Annotated in this window: 11 protein-coding genes and 2 tRNA genes; 4 read left to right on the top strand and 9 right to left on the bottom strand. The window is 63.7% G+C overall.

Annotation, left to right across the window (positions count from 1 at the left end):
* Nucleotides 1–70: 70 nt before the first annotated feature.
* From ACZ0AJ_RS19065 to ACZ0AJ_RS19085, 5 genes are all read right to left on the bottom strand, one after another.
* Nucleotides 71–967, bottom strand: coding sequence for a recombination-associated protein RdgC (locus ACZ0AJ_RS19065; protein WP_499455983.1), 897 nt, complete (start codon nucleotides 965–967; stop codon nucleotides 71–73).
* Between the two features lie 75 nt (nucleotides 968–1,042).
* Nucleotides 1,043–2,149: a DNA polymerase IV gene (gene dinB, locus ACZ0AJ_RS19070; protein WP_499455984.1), complete on the bottom strand. Its 1,107-nt coding sequence runs from the start codon at nucleotides 2,147–2,149 to the stop codon at nucleotides 1,043–1,045.
* A 110-nt stretch (nucleotides 2,150–2,259) separates the two neighbouring features.
* The gene (locus ACZ0AJ_RS19075) at nucleotides 2,260–4,059 is read right to left on the bottom strand and encodes a S8 family peptidase (RefSeq protein WP_499455985.1); all 1,800 of its coding nucleotides are present in this window, start codon (nucleotides 4,057–4,059) and stop codon (nucleotides 2,260–2,262) included.
* Nucleotides 4,060–4,416: 357 nt separating this feature from the next.
* On the bottom strand, nucleotides 4,417–6,234 hold the full coding sequence (locus ACZ0AJ_RS19080; RefSeq protein WP_499455986.1) for a S8 family peptidase: 1,818 nt from the start codon (nucleotides 6,232–6,234) through the stop codon (nucleotides 4,417–4,419).
* Nucleotides 6,235–6,578: 344 nt separating this feature from the next.
* Nucleotides 6,579–8,816 (bottom strand): TonB-dependent receptor, encoded by a 2,238-nt coding sequence (locus ACZ0AJ_RS19085; RefSeq protein ID WP_332531302.1) that lies wholly within the window; start codon nucleotides 8,814–8,816, stop codon nucleotides 6,579–6,581.
* A 374-nt stretch (nucleotides 8,817–9,190) separates the two neighbouring features.
* Here ACZ0AJ_RS19085 and ACZ0AJ_RS19090 point away from each other — a divergent pair.
* Both ACZ0AJ_RS19090 and ACZ0AJ_RS19095 read left to right on the top strand, forming a co-directional pair.
* A tRNA-Val gene (locus ACZ0AJ_RS19090) sits at nucleotides 9,191–9,266 on the top strand.
* Nucleotides 9,267–9,306: 40 nt separating this feature from the next.
* Nucleotides 9,307–9,383 (top strand) — tRNA-Asp (locus ACZ0AJ_RS19095).
* Between the two features lie 87 nt (nucleotides 9,384–9,470).
* Here ACZ0AJ_RS19095 and ACZ0AJ_RS19100 read toward each other — a convergent pair.
* Nucleotides 9,471–10,622, bottom strand: a complete 1,152-nt coding sequence (locus tag ACZ0AJ_RS19100) for a GGDEF domain-containing protein (protein WP_499455987.1) — start codon at nucleotides 10,620–10,622, stop codon at nucleotides 9,471–9,473.
* A gap of 246 nt (nucleotides 10,623–10,868) precedes the next feature.
* On the opposite strand from ACZ0AJ_RS19100, the gene ACZ0AJ_RS19105 reads away from it, so the two are divergent.
* The gene (locus ACZ0AJ_RS19105; RefSeq protein ID WP_221290483.1) at nucleotides 10,869–11,354 is read left to right on the top strand and encodes a cyclic nucleotide-binding domain-containing protein; all 486 of its coding nucleotides are present in this window, start codon (nucleotides 10,869–10,871) and stop codon (nucleotides 11,352–11,354) included.
* Nucleotides 11,351–12,547, top strand: a complete 1,197-nt coding sequence (locus ACZ0AJ_RS19110) for an AI-2E family transporter (protein WP_499455989.1) — start codon at nucleotides 11,351–11,353, stop codon at nucleotides 12,545–12,547. The genes ACZ0AJ_RS19105 and ACZ0AJ_RS19110 overlap by 4 nt, the downstream gene beginning before the upstream one ends.
* 70 nt (nucleotides 12,548–12,617) lie before the next feature.
* Here the strand turns inward: ACZ0AJ_RS19110 and ACZ0AJ_RS19115 are convergent, their stop codons facing one another.
* The 3 genes from ACZ0AJ_RS19115 to ACZ0AJ_RS19125 form a co-directional block, all read right to left on the bottom strand.
* Nucleotides 12,618–14,897: a YgiQ family radical SAM protein gene (locus tag ACZ0AJ_RS19115; RefSeq protein WP_499455991.1), complete on the bottom strand. Its 2,280-nt coding sequence runs from the start codon at nucleotides 14,895–14,897 to the stop codon at nucleotides 12,618–12,620.
* Nucleotides 14,898–15,003: 106 nt separating this feature from the next.
* Nucleotides 15,004–15,288, bottom strand: coding sequence for a DUF4404 family protein (locus ACZ0AJ_RS19120; protein WP_183555162.1), 285 nt, complete (start codon nucleotides 15,286–15,288; stop codon nucleotides 15,004–15,006).
* A gap of 219 nt (nucleotides 15,289–15,507) precedes the next feature.
* A complete protein-coding gene (locus ACZ0AJ_RS19125; protein ID WP_499455993.1) occupies nucleotides 15,508–17,667 on the bottom strand; it encodes a M3 family metallopeptidase in 2,160 nt (719 codons plus the stop codon).
* Nucleotides 17,668–17,679: the final 12 nt, after the last annotated feature.

The raw sequence follows: 17,679 nt of genomic DNA on the forward strand, positions 1-17,679 counted from the left end.
CGGCCGGACACCAGGTCCGGCCGCTCGATGCAGCGGCGCCTGATTCAGGCGCCATGTACCTGACGCCTGCTTACGCCTTGGCTTCGCCGCCCAGCGCTTCGACGATATCAGCCAGCATCTTCGACAGCTCGCCCGTCATCAGGACGATATCGTTGTCGAAACGTTCGTCGTCGTTGTGGGTCGCGCTTTCGCCTTCCTTGATCACGTCCAGCGGCTTGATGCCCTTGATCGCCAGCGACTCGGTCAGCACGAAGCTGACGCGGTCGTTCCAGGTCATGGCCAGGCGCGTGCACTGCTTGCCGGCGGCGATGTGGCGGCGGATGTCGTCCGGTTCCAGCGTGTGCTTCACGTAGCGCACGGCGGCGCGGCTCTCGCCGGTAGCGCGCAGCTCGGTGTCCTGGTCGATCGTGAAGCCGTACGGCGCTTCATCGGCTTCGAGCCAGCCGGTCATCACGGCCACTGGCGAGCGCTGCACACGGAGCGACTCCAGCGGCATCTTGTCGACGGCCTTGAGCAGCAGCTTGACGACGTCGTCGGCCTTGGCCGGGCTGGCCGCATCGACCACGAGCCAGCCATTGACCGGGTCGATCCAGGTCCAGACATTGCTGCGCAGCGTGAAGGCGCGCGGCAGCAGTTCGTCGGCCACGCGCTCCTTCAGTTCCTTCATGGCTTTTTTGCCAGGCGGGAAGCCCTGCGCTTCTTCCATCTCGGCCGCCTTGGCCTTGGCCACCTGGTTGATGACCGATGCCGGCAGCAGTTTCTTTTCGGTGCCCAGCATGATCAGCATCTGCTTGTTCACGACATGGACCAGGCCGCCATTCAGGCGCGGTGCGTCCCAGCCCTGGCGCAGCAATTCATTGCTGTTGGCAGGCACGAAGCTGCCCGGCTCGAGGGCCTTTTCCAGCTGTTCAGGGGTGTAGGCCCAAGGGGCCGGCAGGCGGTAGATCTGGAGATTCTTGAACCACATAGGTTTAATCCACTTGTTTCAGTATTTCTAGGGAACGACATTCTACGCTGCACAGCCGCCGCAGCGTCAAAAATGTCAGGGGGTTGTCACGTCGTCCGGAGAATCGTCGAACAGCCGTAACTGCTCGACAATTTCGGTGTCGCTCAGGCGCACGCCGACGCCCAATAATCTCACCGGCCGGCTGGCGCGCGCCCAGCCGGTCTCCAGTAAACGTCCATAAGTCGGAATGTTGGGCGCATATCCCACACATTCGACGGTTGTCTGCTGAAAGTCCGAAAACTTGATCTTCACGAACAGCTTGTTGATGAATTTTTCAGCATTTGCGCGCTTGATGCGGCCCAGCAAATGCTCGTGCAAATCGGGCAGCAGCTTCAGGCAGGCGGCCAGGTCGGGCACGTCCGGCGTATAGGTTTCCTCGGTGCTGATCGACTTGCGCTCACGCGAAGTATTGACTTCGCGATGGTCGATCCCGCGGCTCAGGTCATACAGCCGTACGCCGAAGCTGCCCATATGCTCTTGCAGCTTGTCCAGGCTCCAGCCGCGCAGGTCGGCGCAGGTCTGGGCACCGAGCCGGTTGAGTTTCTCGGCCGTGACTTTGCCGACGCCGTGCAGTTTCTTGACCGGCAGCGCCGCGACAAACGCATCGACTTCTTCGGGCCGCACCAGGAACAGGCCGTCGGGCTTGTTCCAGTCGCTGGCGATCTTGGCCACAAACTTGTTCGGGCCCACGCCTGCCGAGGCCGTGATGCCCACCGTCTCGACGATGCGGCGCCGGATCTCCTGCGCGATCAGCGTCGCACTGCCCTTGCAGTGCGGCGAATCGGTCACGTCCAGGTAGGCTTCGTCGAGCGACAGCGGCTCGACGATCTTCGTGTAATCCTGGTAGATGGCCATGATCTGGCTGGACGCAATGCGGTACTTTTCCATCGCCGGCGGAATCACCACCAGCTCCGGGCACAGCTTCATCGCCTGGGCCGTGGCCATCGCCGAATGGATGCCGAACCGGCGCGCCTCATAATTGCAGGTGGCAACCACGCCACGCTGGTCGGCGCGCCCGCCCACCGCCAACGGCCGACCGCGCAACGACGGATCGTCGCGCATCTCGACCGATGCATAAAAGCAGTCGCAATCGCAGTGGATGATTTTTCGGGCTGGGGCGTTCACGCTGGCGGGCCGCCCCATGCGGTCACAAACTGCCGGGGTCGCTTACTGTAATTGCATACAGTATCTTCTAAAAATCTTCCCGGTGCAAATGTTGCTCATTTCTGGACAGCCTTCCTGTGACCACCGACTTACCGTGTCACTGCCAGCGCATACCGGCCATTGCTCGTACCGGTGCCGCCGCTGGCGTACACCACCCTTAGATAGAGGACCGCCGTGCTGGTGCTGGTATTGGCAAAGGTGGCGGTGTCGGCCACGCCGGCGCGGTTCACGCTCGCGCTCAGTTGCTTGCCTGCGCTGTTGTACAACTGCAGGTCATAGTTGGCCGTTGCCAGCACCGCGCTCAAGCTCGCCTTGAGCGTCTTGCCGGCCGGCAGATCGACCCGGAAGTAATCGGTATCGGTCGTCGTGCCCAGGTTGCCGGTAACGCTGGCATTGACTGGCGCAACCGAATCGGCGGTGGCAATGGTGTTGTTCGCTTCGCTTTCGGCGACAACAACTGGCGCGGCGCTGGTCCTGGCCCACGCGGCCGCTGCGGCTGCATCCACGATGCCGGTCCCGCACCCCGTGCAACTGGCCGGGAACGCACGCGCCGTCGACTTCAGCCTTGTTGCGATCTCGTCCGGCGTCAGGTTGGTGTTGGCCGCGAACATCAGCGCAGCCACGCCGGCCACGTGCGGCGCGGCCATCGACGTGCCCTGGTAGGCCGCGTAGGTGTCCGCCAGCGGCCCGCTCCGGCCGCTGTTGAGCGTGGAGAGCACGCCTGCGGCGCCATCGCCGCCCGGCGCAGCCACCGTGACCTGGGCGCCGAAGTTGGAATATCGTGCCCGCCCGCCAGTACGGCCTGTGGCGGCCACCGCGATCACGCCGGTGCAGTTGGCCGGGCTGGCGTTGCTGACGTCCATGGCCGAATTGCCCGCTGCGGCCACCACCACCGCGCCACGCGAGCGAGCCCCGTTGACGGCGTTCTGCATCGTGGCGCTGCATGCGCCGCCCCCGCCCAGCGACAGGTTCAGGACGCGCGCCTTGTTGGGATTGGACGGGACGCCCGCGACGACGCCGCCCGACGCCCAGGTGATCGCATCGGCGATATCGGATGTGTAGCCGCCGCATTTGCCCAGCGCGCGTACCGGCAGGATCTTGGCGTTGTACGCCACGCCCGCCACGCCGGCGCCGTTATTGGTGCGCGCCGCTACCGTGCCGGCCACATGCGTACCGTGCCAGCTGGATGGCTGGTCCGAGAATGGCTGACCGCCACCACAGGCGCCGGCCGTGACGCCGTCGCCCGGGTCGGTCGCATCGCTGTCGCGCCCATTGCCGTCATTGCCGATGGGGGCGGTGCTGATGAAGTCATAGCCCGGCAGGAACTGCCCGCTCAGATCGGCGTGTGGGCGGTAGCCGGTGTCGATCACGGCCACCACCACGCCGGTGCCGGTCGAGATATCCCAGGCTGCCGGCAGGCGCAGCCCGCCAACCGTATCGTAGTAATGCCATTGATCCGTATAGCGGGGATCGGTCGGCGTGGCCGCATGCGTCATGATGCGGTCCGGCTCGGCATATTCGATCGACGCATCGCGCATCATCATCTCCGTCGCCAGCGAGCGCACCTCGGCCAGATTGTGCCGGCGATCGAGCCTGAACACCTTTGCACCGTTCGCCAGCGCATGGCTTTCCCGGACCAGCACGCCAAACTGCTGGCCGGCGCGATCGAGCCTGGCCTTGCGCGCGCTGCTGCCGCCTTCCACGATCAGTGTCGATCCATTGGCGGCGGGCTGGGCGTCGCGGTACTTCACGATGACGCGGTCGGTTTCCAGAATGGACTGGGGCTCCTGGGAGGCCGCGGCCGCACCTGTTGGGAGAGACGCCAGCGCCAGCCAAAGTGTGGCGCAGCGCGTCAACGCCGCAGTGTGCATCGAGTGTGTTTGCTTCATGATCTTCCCGTTCAAGTTCTGCATCAGAGATGTCGATGCGCCTGAGTCATGACAAGACCAGCTGCACCGGGCGCCGCACGATAGCGGCAGATCCAAGAGTAGCCACAAGGAAACATATTGTCGCGTGGAAAATCATACCCTTTCAGCATAGTTACAACACTTGCACTGGTCGTTTTCTCATTAACATTTTTTCTTTGGCGTAACTTTTTGAACGCGAAATATGTAACGGGCAATTTCAGTTAATTAACAATTATGAACAGGGAATCCTGAGCCCAAAAAAAACACGCGCGAACGAATCGCGCGTGTCCTGGATCCAAAAAACGACCCTGGCCATGCAGATAGCGCAGGGTTACTGGCTTACCAGCTCAGTTTCAGCGTATAGCGGCCATTGGTCGCGCCGGTACCGCCCCCGTAATACGTCACACGGACATAGCGGATCGCCGTGCTGCTCGTGGTATTGGCCGAGTTGACAGTATCGGTCGCGCCGGCGCCGTTCTGGCTGGTGCCCAACTGCGCACCGGTGCTGCTGTACACGTACAGGTCGTAGTCGGCCGTCGTCGACGTCGGAGTGAGGCTCGCTGCGAGTGTCTTGCCGGCTGGCAGATCGACGCGGAAGTAATCGGTGTCGGTCGTGCTGCCCAGGTTGCCGGTAACGGTCGTGTTGCTGGCCGTGACCGGGTCTGCCGTGGCGGTCGTGTTGTTCGACTCGCTTTCGGCCAGCGTCGTGACGGGTGTGCCGCCACCGCCGCCCGTGGCCGACGCCACGGCAGCGGCCGCATCGACGATGCCGGTGCCGCAACCCGAGCAGCTGGCCGGGAACGCGCGCGCCGTCGACTTGAGTTTCGACTCGATCTCGTCCGGCGTCAGGTTGGTGTTGACCGCCAACATCAGCGCTGCCACGCCGGCCACGTGCGGCGTGGCCATCGACGTGCCCTGGTAGGCCGCGTAGCTGTCCGCGGCCGGTGCACCGGTGCCGCTGTTAAGCGTCGAGAGCACACCCGAGGCGCCATCGCCACCGGGCGCAGCCACATCCACCAGCGTGCCGAAGTTGGAGTACGACGCCCGTCCGCCGGTGCGACCAGTGGCCGCCACCGCGATCACGCCCGAGCAGTTGGCAGGGCTGGCGTTGCTGACGTTGACGGCGTCGTTGCCGGCAGCGACCACCACCACGGCGCCGCGCGAGCGGGCACCGTTGATGGCGTTTTGCGTCGTTGCATCGCAGGCACCGCCGCCGCCCAGCGACAGGTTCAGCACGCGCGCCTTATTGGCGTTGGCTGGCACACCCGAGACCGTGCCACCGGACGACCAGGTGATCGCGTCGGCAATGTCGGACGTGTAGCCGCCGCACTTGCCCAGCACGCGCACCGGCAGGACCTTGGCGTTGTAGGCCACGCCTGCGACGCCGGCGCCGTTGTTGGTGCGCGCTGCCACCGTGCCGGCCACGTGCGTGCCGTGCCAGCTCGATGCCTGGTCACGGGTTGGCTGGCCACTGCCGCAAGAGCCAGCGGTGACGGCGTCACCGGGGTCGCTGGCGTCGCTGTCGCGGCCGTCACCATCGTTGCCGATGGCGGCGGTGCTGATGAAGTCATAGCCGGCCAGTTGCTGGCCGCTCAGGTCGGCATGAGGGCGCGAGCCCGTGTCGATCACGGCCACGATCACGCCGGCGCCGGTCGAGACATCCCAGGCGGCCGGCAGGCGCAGGCCACCCGCCGTTTCGTAGTAGTGCCACTGGTCGGTATAGCGCGGGTCGGTCGGCGTGGCCATGTGCGTCATGATGCGGTCCGGCTCGGCGTATTCGATCGACGGATCGCGCGCCATCATCTCGGCGGCCAGGGACTTCACTTCAGCAAGGTTGCGCTTGCGGTCGAGCTTGAACACTTTTGCGCCCGTGGAAATCGGATGGCTTTCCTGGACCACCATGCCGAACTGCTGGCCGGCGCGGTCGAGCTTGGCCTTGCGCTCGCTGCTGGTACTGGCCACGCGCGCAGCGATGCCATTGACGGCCGGTTGCGCGTCGCGGTACTTCACGATGATCCGGTCGGTTTCCACAATGAACTGTGGCCCCGGGGACGCCGCATCGCCCGCAGCCGCCAGGGCTGCGCTCGACGCCAGCGCCAGGGATACCGCGGCGCACATCTTCAATACGACAGGACGAATCGAATGCGTTTGCTTCATTTTTCTTCCTTGTTCAAGGTTTTCCGTCGGGCGAAAGGGCTCGCCCGTATCGTTGTAGTCCGGACTTTGCCGGCGCCGCATCGAGGCGGCTCAGCCAGCGTAGCGCGAAAGAAAGATTTAACGGAACGCAAACCTGAAAGAGTGAAGCGTGCATACAACGGTTACATCCTTAAATTTTGCAAAACCATGTTTTGTTCGGCGAAACATAAATTTAGCAGAATACTTGACACCTAAAATTTGTTGACGAAGATTTATCGCATCGTTCCCAGATGCAAAAAAGGGCCGCGCAGTGCGCGGCCCTTTTCGTTTGTGACACGCCAGCCTCGTGCGAGGCCGGTCAATTCTTAGAAATTACCCTTGAATTGCATGCCCCACTGGCGTGGCTCGTTGGTGAAACCGGTCAGGTTGTTGAAGTCAATCGCACCAGTGATACGGCGCTGGTCGAGCACGTTGCGGCCGAAGGCTGCCACTTCATACTTGCCGTTGCCGAAGATGTAGCCGACGCGCACGCCGCCTTCGGTCAATGGTGCACCGGTGAACTCGGTCGACTCGTACAGGAAGAAGTTGACCTTGCTGCGATACGACCAGTCGGTGTAGAAGTACAGCTCGCCGTCACGGAACGGCACGCCGTAGCGGGCGGTCGCGTTGAAGGTCCAGCGCGGTGCCTGTGGCAGTGCATTGCCATCGATCACGACACGGCCGGCGCCGTTGATCGGATCGGTGATCGTGCACTGCGCGCAGCGGTTGACCGACAGGCTGCCGTCGCGGATCTGCGTGTAGTTGTAGCTCGCGCCGGCGCTCATGCGCAGGGCGGTGCTGATCGCTGCTTCGAAGTCGAACTCGGCGCCGCGGCCCTTGGTCTTGTCGGCGTTGATCAGGCGGTTGACGTTCGAATTGCCACCCACCACGGTCAGCTGCTGGTCGTCGATCGTGTAGTCATAGATCGAGAACGAGCCACGTGCGCGGCGCTCGAACAGGTCAGCCTTGATGCCCAGCTCGACCGACTTGATGGTCTCGGCATCGGCCACGGTGATCGGCACCGACGCCGAGGCAGCAGCGATACTCGGGGCGCGGAAGCCCGTTGCGGCGCGGCCGTACACGTTCACGTCAGGCGTGAGCTTGTAGGTGGCCGACAGGTCCCAGCTGACCTTCTTCTTGTCCGCTTCGACCGACGACGGGCCGATCTGGACGACGTTGGTCGCTTCGATGGTGCGGAACTCTTTCTCGTCCTTGGTGTAGCGCACGCCGCCGCGGATGGTCCAGTCAGGGGTCAGGTTGTACGTTGCCGAAGCAAACGCAGCCCAGGCCTTGTTCTTCTGGGTCGACACCAGGCGCGAGGTGCGCGCGTAGGTGGTGCTGTCGAAGTTGTCGCTGCCGCCGGTGACGTCTTCATCGAAGAAGTAGACGCCGGTCTGCCAGTTGAACGGGCCGGTGTTCTGCGATTCGACGCGGAATTCCTGGCTGTACTGGTCCAGGTTGTTGATGTAGCCGTTGGTCTCGACCTGGAACGGGATGAAGCCCGGGCCGGTCGGCGTGCCGCCATCGATGTCGCCGCGGCTCGAGTAACCGATGATGTGCTCGTAACCGGTGATCGACGACAGCTTGTAGCCGCCCAGATCCCATTCCAGACGCAGGTTGATGCCGTTGGTTTTCAGGTCCTGGTCATTCATCGCGTTGGTGACGATCTGGTCCAGATCGGTACCGTCGGCGAAGGTGTTGCTGCCCTTCTTGATCAGGTTGGCGCGGAACAGCCGTGCGCTGCCATTGGTCTGACGCTGGTGGAAACCCAGGAGGCCAGTAACACCATCTTTGCTGTACAAGAACTGCACGCGCTCGGCGTGTTCGTTGTAGCCGTCGAGTTCGCCGCGCTTGGTGGTCTTGGCCGGGGTGCTGTAGTTGTCGACGTAGTCGTCGCGGTGCTGGCCCACGGCCGACACGCGCATCGCCACGTTGCTCGACAGCGGCACGTTGACGGCGCCTTCGGCATTGAACGTGTAGTGCGATGCCGCCGACACGTTGTAGTAGCCTTCGGTGCTGTTCAGGCGTGGCTTTTCGGACTCGAACTTGACGACGCCAGCCGGGGTATTACGGCCGAACAGCGTGCCCTGCGGGCCACGCAGCACTTCGACGCTGGCCAGGTCGAAGATCGGGAAGCCCTTGAGGATCGGGTTCTCTTGCACGATGTCGTCGTACACGAGCGAGACCGGCTGCGAGGCGAAGGTGTTGAAGTCGGTATTGCCGTAGCCGCGGATATAAAAGCGCGGGAAGGTACGGCCGTTCGACGATTCCACGTTCAGGCTCGGCACTTTGCCGGCCAGCAGACGGATGTCATCGCCACCCGAGACCAGGACGTCCAGCTTGTCACCCTTCAGGGCCGTCACCGACACCGGCACGTCGCGGATGTTCTCGGTACGGCGCTGCGCGGTCACGGTGACCGATTGCAGCTGCAGGGACTCGGGCGCCGGTTCGGCCGGGGCCGCCGTCTGGGCTGCAGCCTGGGCGATCGGCAGCAGGACGAGGAACGCCAGCGCTGCGCCATGGGAGCAGGTGACGCGCTTGTGCATCTTGGACATCTTGGTCATGGAGTATTTTCCTGGTGATGATAAAAGAACCGGTGTCTCCGTTCTTCTTTTCCAACGCCCCCCCGCCGGGTGCGCGGGCGGTGCTACCCGCCCCTGGCAACGCGCATCTATGGCGCCCATCTTTGCGATGTTTTAAGGTTGCCGACTTGCTAAAGGCGGTATTGTCCGTGATGGTTATCAGCCGGGCAAGTAAATAACGCCATGACGCCATGATTACAACACATGCAGATCGTTGGCTGCGGCCGGGGATCATGACCAGAAAAAATAGCGCTTTCGATATTTTTTCGAAAAACCCCTTGCGGACCCGCAAACGCACCCTCTATAATTCGGTCCTCTTCGACGCAATGACAAGCGTCAGTAGACATCAACGAGATGGGCGCTTAGCTCAGTTGGTAGAGCGGATCCCTTACACGGATTAGGTCGGGAGTTCGAGCCTCTCAGCGCCCACCAAGCATCTCGACGATGGATCGAAGGCTGATCTTAGTAAAACGGAGTGGTAGTTCAGTTGGTTAGAATACCGGCCTGTCACGCCGGGGGTCGCGGGTTCGAGCCCCGTCCGCTCCGCCAGCATCACTGAAAAAGGGTCCGATTCGTCGGGCCCTTTTTCTTTTTCCATTGCGTGTTTGCGTGCGTGGCTTGCGCCGCGCTTCCCCGCTACGCGCGCTTGCGCACCAGTTCCCCGATTTCCACCCGATCCCGCCCCGCGCGCTTGGCCGCATACAGCGCATGGTCGGCACGCGCCATGGCACTGCCCAGATCCTCGTGCGGATCGAGCACTACCACGCCGATACTCACCGTCATGCGGTAGGTCGGGCCACTGGTGATGACGGTCGCCTCGCGGATCGCCTGGCGCAGCCGCTCGGCGGCCTGCACCGCCGCATCGAGATCGGCCCCGGGCAGCAGCAGCGCGAATTCTTCGCCACCCAGGCGGCCGATCGTTTCATGCTCGCGCAGCAGATGACGCGCCGTGCGTGCGAAGACGACCAGCGCCTCGTCGCCGGAAGCATGGCCCCAGCGATCATTGATCTGCTTGAAGTGGTCGATGTCGATCATCAACAGGCCCAGGCCGGTGCGCTGGCGCTGGGCCAGCAGGCGTGCGCCCTCGGCTTGCTCCAGGAATGCATGGCGGTTCGGCAGTCCGGTCAGGCAATCGGTCGTGGCCAGCTTTGCCATGCGGCTGTCGTCCTTCTGCTTGCACAGCAACAAAAAGCCGAAGCCGTTGACGATCATCAGCATGTAGCCCGTCAGGTACGCCACCTGCTGGGCGGTGCTGTGGTCGAGCGGGCCCTTGCCCAGCCCCGCCGAAGCGACCCAGACGAGGATGGCCGTGGCGAACAGCGCGTCGTTGACGCCGATGATCCGCTGCAGCAGCGACGCGCTGCGCCGGCGCAGCAGCGCCCATGCCATGGCGGCCGCGAAGAACGCCACGACGGCGCCCACGAGCGCGCTGAGCTGGACGTGATTGGCGCCAAGCGCTGCGCCCGCCAGCACGATGACAGAAGACAGCAGCGTGATCGGCAGCAGCACCCGGCCCCAGCGTGCGAAGCCAAAGAACACGCAATAGGCCGCCATTTCAAGGGACATCGCGAGAATCCAGACAACGCCCTCCAGCCCGGAGAATACCGGCAAGCCCAGCACCGGACTGGCCCAACCGATCAGCTGACTCACGCCCATGCCGAGCCGCGCCCACATCCACAGGCGCAGCCCGGCACTGGGCGCCGCACCATGGGTGTATCCCGCCATCAGAATCGCAAAGCCGACGTTGCCGATGCCGAGTGCAAGAAGAAAAGTCTGTATATCGATCACTGCCTGTCCTTGAAAAGGCACTTGCACCCCGCCTCGCCTCACGGCACACACGGCTTTATAAAAACACCATTGATGTTGCCCTATGGAATTATGTTACACGTTTTTCAAGACTGGGGAGCGCACGCTTGACGCACCCTATGGACGCGCCGCCACACCGCTGTGCGCACGCGACGCTTTTTGATGCGTGGCAGCATCTGATCGCGGATAATCAAACGGACAACAGACCGCACCACCCTGGAGCACGCCTTGATTTTTCGTTTTCTCAAACCCCCGCGCATGTCGCCGCGCCTGCACCGGCTCAAGAGCTCATCGCTGTTTGCTGCGCTGACGCCGCTGGAACTGAAGATCGTCGACGGTCTGCTGCACGAGCGCCGCTATTTAAAAGACGAAATCATGTTCGACGAGGGCGAAGAAGGCCAGGCGCTGTACCTGTTGATGAGCGGCCGGGTACGCATCAGCCGCCTGCACGAGGGCATGACGCAGGTCGTGGCCGAGCTCGAACCGGGCGGCTTCTTCGGCGACCTGGCGCTGCTCGATAACTCCCCCCGCAATGCCCAGGCACGCGCCCTGGAACCGTGCGAAGTGGCCGTGTTCTTCCGCGCCGACTTTTTGGGCCTGATGGAAACCGACGCCGTCATCGGCTACAAGATCTCGCTGGCACTGGCGCGCCACATTGGCCTGCGCCTGCGTGAATGGATGGGCACCGGCCGGCCGCAGCTGGAAGCACTGTGAGCACCCACCTCGACCCTGCCCACGGCCCCGAGCGGGCCGGCCCGGTCGTCTGGACCGGCATCATCGGCGGCACCTGCCTGCTGCTGCTCGTCGTCCAGAAGCTGCTGTGGCTGGCCCTGCCCTTCATCTTCGGCGCCGTCCTGTATTACATCCTGCTGGGCCCGATGCAGCGCATGGTGCGTTCAGGCTTTGGCCGCAACGCTGCCGCGTTGTGGGTCTGCACGCTGTTCTTTGCCCTGACCGCGCTGGCGCTGACGGCAGCCATGGCCTGGGGCGACGGCCCCGAAGAAGATTCGTGGGAAGCGACGATCAGCCTGTATCTCGACGGCGGCGTCGCCTTCGTGCGCAATTCGATGGGTTTACTGGAAGCCAAATTCCCGCTGCTGGCCGAGATGCGCCTGACCTCGACCGTCAACCGGGCCTTCACCAACTACACCAGCGACTTCGCGCAGAACCACCTGGGCGACATCGTCGTTGGCATCGTGACCTGGGTGCCGTCGCTGTTCTTGGCGCCGTTCCTCAGCTTCTTCCTGCTGCGCGACGGTGTACGCTTCAAGAAGTTCCTGGCGCGCGCGGTGCCGAATGCCTACTTCGAGCCGGCGCTGTACCTGCTGCACGAAGTCGACCAGACCGCGCGCCGCTATTTCGAAGGCCTGCTCAAGCTGACGGTGCTCGACACGATCGTGCTGGCGCTGGGTCTGTGGATCATCGGTGTGTCCTCGCCCCTGCTGCTGGGCCTGATCTCGGCAGTGCTGGCCTGGGTGCCGTTCGTCGGCTCGATCGCCGGCTGCGCGTTGGTGGTCATCGTCGCGTCGACCGATGCGCCGGGCAACCCGCTGATGGCCTACGGCGCCATTGGCGTGTTCGTGCTGGTGCGCCTGCTGGACGACTTCATCTTCATGCCGGCCACGCTGGGCCGCAGCCTGCACATCCATCCACTGGTGACGGTGCTGATGATCTTTGTCGGCGGCATGCTGGCCGGCGTGGTGGGGTTGATGCTGGTGCTGCCGCTGCTGGGCGTGGTGATGGTGATCGGCGAAACGCTGGGCGTCCTGGTCACGCACCCGCGCCTGCGGGCGCGGCACCGCTATGCCAACTCGCTGCGCACGCGCCAGGCCAGCATGGACCTGGACATCGCGCGCGAACGACGCGGCGCGCCGACGCCGAATGCGAAATTGAAGACCAAACCGTAACGGACAACATGTACCGTCGAAAAAAAACCGGCGCCCCAGGCGCCGGTTTTTTTTGTCCGTTCGAGCGCGATTATTTGCGCACGGTCTTCGGCTTGGCCTTGATGGTCGACAGGATCGACGGCTTGACCTTCGACGGCGGCGCCATGAACGGCGTGGTGGCCGGCGTGCGGTCGGTGCGGCCGCGCGGTGCGCCGGCGCCCATCGTGCGCTTCGGTGCGCCATCGGCTGGCCGCCCTTTCGGCGCCATGCCCGGGCCGCGGCGCTCTTCGCGCAGCGAACCGCTGGCCATCTCGCCGCCCGGCGCCGGGATCAGGTGACGGTCGCTGTTGCCGATCAGGTCGCCACGGCCCATGCGATACAGGCCCTCGCGCAGGATCGGCCAGTTCTCCGGGTCGTAATAGCGCAGGAACGCCTTGTGAAGCTTACGCGTCTTGCCGCTCTTTGCCGTTTCGACGATTTCCGAATCCTCGGTCACCTTGGCCAGCGGGTTGCGGCGCGAGTGGTACATCGTCGTGGCCATCGCCATCGGCGTCGGCGTGAACGTCTGCACCTGGTCGAGCTTGAAGTTGTTTTTCTTCAGCCACAGCGCCAGGTTGAGCATGTCTTCGTCGGTCGAACCCGGGTGGGCCGCGATGAAGTACGGGATCAGATATTGCTTCTTGCCGGCTTCGAGCGAGTACTTGTCGAACATGCGCTTGAATTCGTCATACGCGCCGATGCCCGGCTTCATCATCTTCGACAGGGTGCCCGCTTCAGTGTGCTCCGGCGCGATCTTCAACAGGCCACCGACGTGGTGCGTGACCAGCTCTTTCACGTACTCGGGCGAGCGCACGGCCAGGTCGTAGCGCAGGCCGGAACCGATCAGGATCTTCTTGATGCCGGGGATCGCGCGCGCCTTGCGGTACAGCGAGATCAGCTTGCTGTGGTCGGTGCCCAGGTTGCTGCAGATGGTCGGGTACACGCACGACAGACGGCGGCAGCTTTCCTCGATCGTCTTTTCCTTGCACGCCAGACGGTACATGTTCGCGGTGGGGCCACCGAGGTCGGTGATGGTGCCGGCGAAATTCTTGGTCGTGTCGCGGATCAGTTCGATTTCGCGCAGGATCGACGGCTCGGAGCGGCTCTGGATGATGCGCCCTTCGTGCTCGGTGATCGAGCAGAAGGTGCAGCCGCCGAAGCAGCCGCGCATGATGTTGACCGAGTAGCGGATCATTTCCCAGGCCGGGATGTGCGCCTTGCCGTAGCTCGGGTGCGGCGCGCGGGCGTAGGCCATGTCGTAGACATTGTCCATCTCGTCCATCGCCAGCGGCAGCGGTGGCGGGTTCAGCCAGACGTCGCGGTCGCCGTGCGCCTGCACCAGCGCGCGCGCATTGCCCGGGTTGGACTCGAGGTGGAACACGCGCGACGTGTGCGCGTACATCACCGGGTCGACGCTGACCGTTTCAAAGCTCGGCAGACGCACGACGGTCTTGGCCGCTTTTTCGCGGGCCGCGGCCTGGCGCTGCTCGCGCGTCATGATCATGATCGGCTTGACCTCGGGCTCCGGCGCGGCGTTGTCGAGCGCGCAGGCCTTTGGGTCTTCCAGCGCCATCGCGTACGGGTTCGGCTGCTTGTCGATGCGGCCCGGCACGTCCACGCGGGTGGAATTGTGCACGCTCCATTCTTCATCCGGCAGCCAGCCCAGCGGCACCAGGAAGGCGGTACCGCGCAGGTCGCGGATCGTCTTGATGTTTTCGCCCGCGGCGATGCGGCGCGTCAGGTCAACCAGCGCGCGCTCGGCATTGCCAAAGATGAGCAGGTCGGCCTTCGATTCGAACAGCACCGAGCGGCGCACCTTATCGGACCAGTAATCGTAGTGGGCAATGCGGCGCAGCGACGCTTCGATACTGCCGGCGATCACCGGTACGCCGGGGAATGCTTCGCGGGCGCGCTGGCAATACACCGTCACGGCGCGGTCGGGGCGCTTGTTCGGCGCGCCTTCGGGTGTGTAGGCGTCGTCGGAGCGGATCTTGCGGTCGGCCGTGTAGCGGTTGACCATCGAATCCATATTGCCGGCGGTGACGCCCCAGTACAGATTGGGTTTGCCCAGTGCGCGGAACGGCTCGACAGAGGTCCAGTCAGGCTGGCTGATGATGCCGACCCGGTACCCCTGCGCTTCGAGCAGCCGGCCGACCAGCGCCATGCCGAAGCTCGGGTGGTCGATGTAGGCGTCACCCGTGATCAGGATGATGTCGCACGAATCCCAGCCCAATGCGTCCATTTCGGCGCGGGACATCGGGAGGAAGGGTGCGGTCGGGGCGCGGCTGGAGCGCTTGGCGACCGTCGCAAAGAGATTGGCAGGGGAGTTCATTGCCCGGCATTGTACCGGAAAACCATTTACGGAGCATGGAAGGCCCCGAAAAATGGCTTAAAATCAATGACTTGTGGCTATTAGCCTACTATTTCAGCAGCGCAGGTCAAATGCCCATGTTCGACAGGATCTGGCCCAGTTCGCGCAAGCCGTGCTCGACGCGCGGGTGGCGGGCGGCAAAACTGGCTGCCAGCTCCTGCGTGCGCGAGCCCAGGCCGTAGGTATTCGCATCGAGCTCCTGCTCGGCGCGGCGCTCGAGGACTTTCTCGATATCGCCATCGAGCTGGCGCAGCAGCGTTTCCAGTTCGACATCGGTGTCACCGGTTTCCTGCAGTTCGCGGTGCAGGGCTTTCAGGCGTGCCTTCAGGTCGGCATCGTGTTCGGGTTGCATCGTGGTCTCCGTGGATTGGTCGATTTCATTGTAAGGCATGGGGGGCGTGGGGGAGAACACGGCTGTGACGGTGTGCATACGGACTTGGGCTCCCGCCTGCGCGGGAGCGACGTTGTTCAAGTTTGCCGGAAGAGCCAGATTGCACTCTTTAGCCATCATCTCAAGCACGTCGCTCCCGCGAAGGCGGGAGCCCAAGCAGCCAGCAAAGCTGCAACGTCGTTAATTACCCGTCAAGCCGCGACGCTCCAGCAGCGGCTTGATATCCGCATCCTTGCCGCGGAAGTTACGGTACATCTGCATCGCGTCCAGCGTGCCGCCGCGCGACAGCAGCGTCTTGCGGAAATGGTCGCCATTCTTGCGCGTCAGGCCGCCGTTGGCCTTGAACCATTCGACCGTATCGGCATCGAGCTTCTCGGCCCACAGGTAACCGTAGTAACCGGCCGAGTAGCCGCCCGAGAACGTGTGCGAGAAGTACGTGCTGCGATAACGCGGCGGTACCAGGGCGAAGTCAACCCCGGCCTTCTTGAGTGCTTGCGCTTCGAACGCCAACACATCGGTCGGGATCTGGTTCGGCGCCAGCTGGTGCCAGGCCTGGTCCAGCAGCGCGGCGGCCAGGTACTCGGTGGTGCGGAAGCCTTCGTTGAACTGCGACGAGGCCTGCACCTTGTCCAGCAGCGCTTTCGGCATCGGCTCGCCGGTCTGGTAATGCTTGGCGTAGTTGGCCAGCACTTCCGGCCAGGCCATCCACATCTCGTTGACCTGCGACGGGAACTCGACATAGTCACGCGGCACGCGCGAACCCGAGAAGCGCGGGTACTGCACGTCCGAGAACATGCCGTGCAGCGCGTGGCCGAATTCGTGGAACGTGGTGCGCACTTCGTCGTAGGTCAAGAGCGTCGGCTCGCCGGCGGCCGGCTTCGGAATGTTCAGGTTGTTGGCGATGACAGGCTTGGTGCCCAGCAGCTTGCTTTGGCCGACCCAGGCGTTGGCCCAGGCGCCGCCGCGCTTGTTCGAGCGGGCGTACGGGTCGAACGTGAAGATTGCCAGTTGCTTGCCGTCGACGTCGAACACGTCGAACACGCGCACGTCTTCGTTGTAGCCCGGCAGGTCCTTGCGTTCCTTGAACGTGATGCCGAATTCCTTGGTCGCGGCAAAGAACACGCCATCGACCAGCACGCGGTTCAGTTCGAAGTACGGACGCAGCTGGCTGGCGTCGAACGCGTAACGCTCTGCGCGCACCTTGTCGCTGTAGAAGCTCCAGTCATAGGCTGCAGCCTTGAAGCCGCCCTTCTCCGCATCGATCACCTTCTGGATGTCGGCCGCTTCCTTCTTCGCGTTGTTCACGGCAGGCGTGGCCAGTTCGGCCAGCAGGCTGTTGACCGCGTCGGTGGTCTTGGCGGTCTGCTCTTCCAGGTTGTAGGCGGCGTGGTTCGGGAAGCCCAGCAGCACGGCGCGTTCGGCGCGCAGCTTGGCGATCTGCAGCACGGTGTTGCGGGTGTCGAATTCACCGCCACGGCTGCCGCGCGCCATCGACGCGGCCAGCAGTTTTTCGCGCGTGGCGCGGTTGGTCAGCACCGACAGCGATGCCTGCTGCGTCGTGTTCACGACCGGCAGGACGAACTTGCCATCCAGGCCGCGTTTCTTGGCTTCCGCAGCGGCAGCGTCGATGGCCTTGTCGCTCATGCCCGCCAGTTCGGCGCGCGAATCGACGACCAGCGCCGAGGCGTTGGCTTCTTTCAGCGTGTCTTGTGCGAACTTGGTCTGCAGGGCGGCCAGCTGGCTGTTGAAGGCCTTCAGCTTTTCCTTGTCGGCGTCCGACAGCTTGGCGCCAGCGCGCTCGAAGTCATTGTTGTAGCGGTCCAGCAGGTAGGCCGATTCGCTGTCGAGCTTCAGGCTGGCGCGCTTGTCGTACAACGCCTTGATGCGCGCGTACAGCTTGCCGTTCAGGCGGATCGCATCGCTGTGCTGCGACAGCTTCGGCGCGATGTCGCGACCCAGCGCGATCAGCGTGTCGTTGGTGTAAGAGCCCGACAGCGTGCCGAAGGCGGTGCTCACGCGGTTCAGCATGCGGCCCGAGCGCTCCATGGCGACGATGGTGTTCTCGAAGGTTGGCGCCGCCTTGTTGTTGGCGATCTTCTCGATCTCCGCCGCATGCTGGCGCATGGCTTCGGCGTAGGCCGGGGCGAAGTGCTCGTCCTTGATCTTGTCCCAGGCCGGGTAGTTGTATTGCAGGCTGCTCTCTTTGGCGAACGGGTTGCTCGCGTCGAACGGCGCCGCGGCGGTCATGGGCGCGGCGGTCGCTGGTGCGGGTGCGGCGAATGCAAAGTTGGCGACGGCGGCGCTGACCGCGGCGGCCAGGAGGATGTGGGTAGGTTTCATGTTCTTGTGCTT

The sequence above is a fragment of the Telluria sp. AC161 genome, assembly GCF_979258535.1.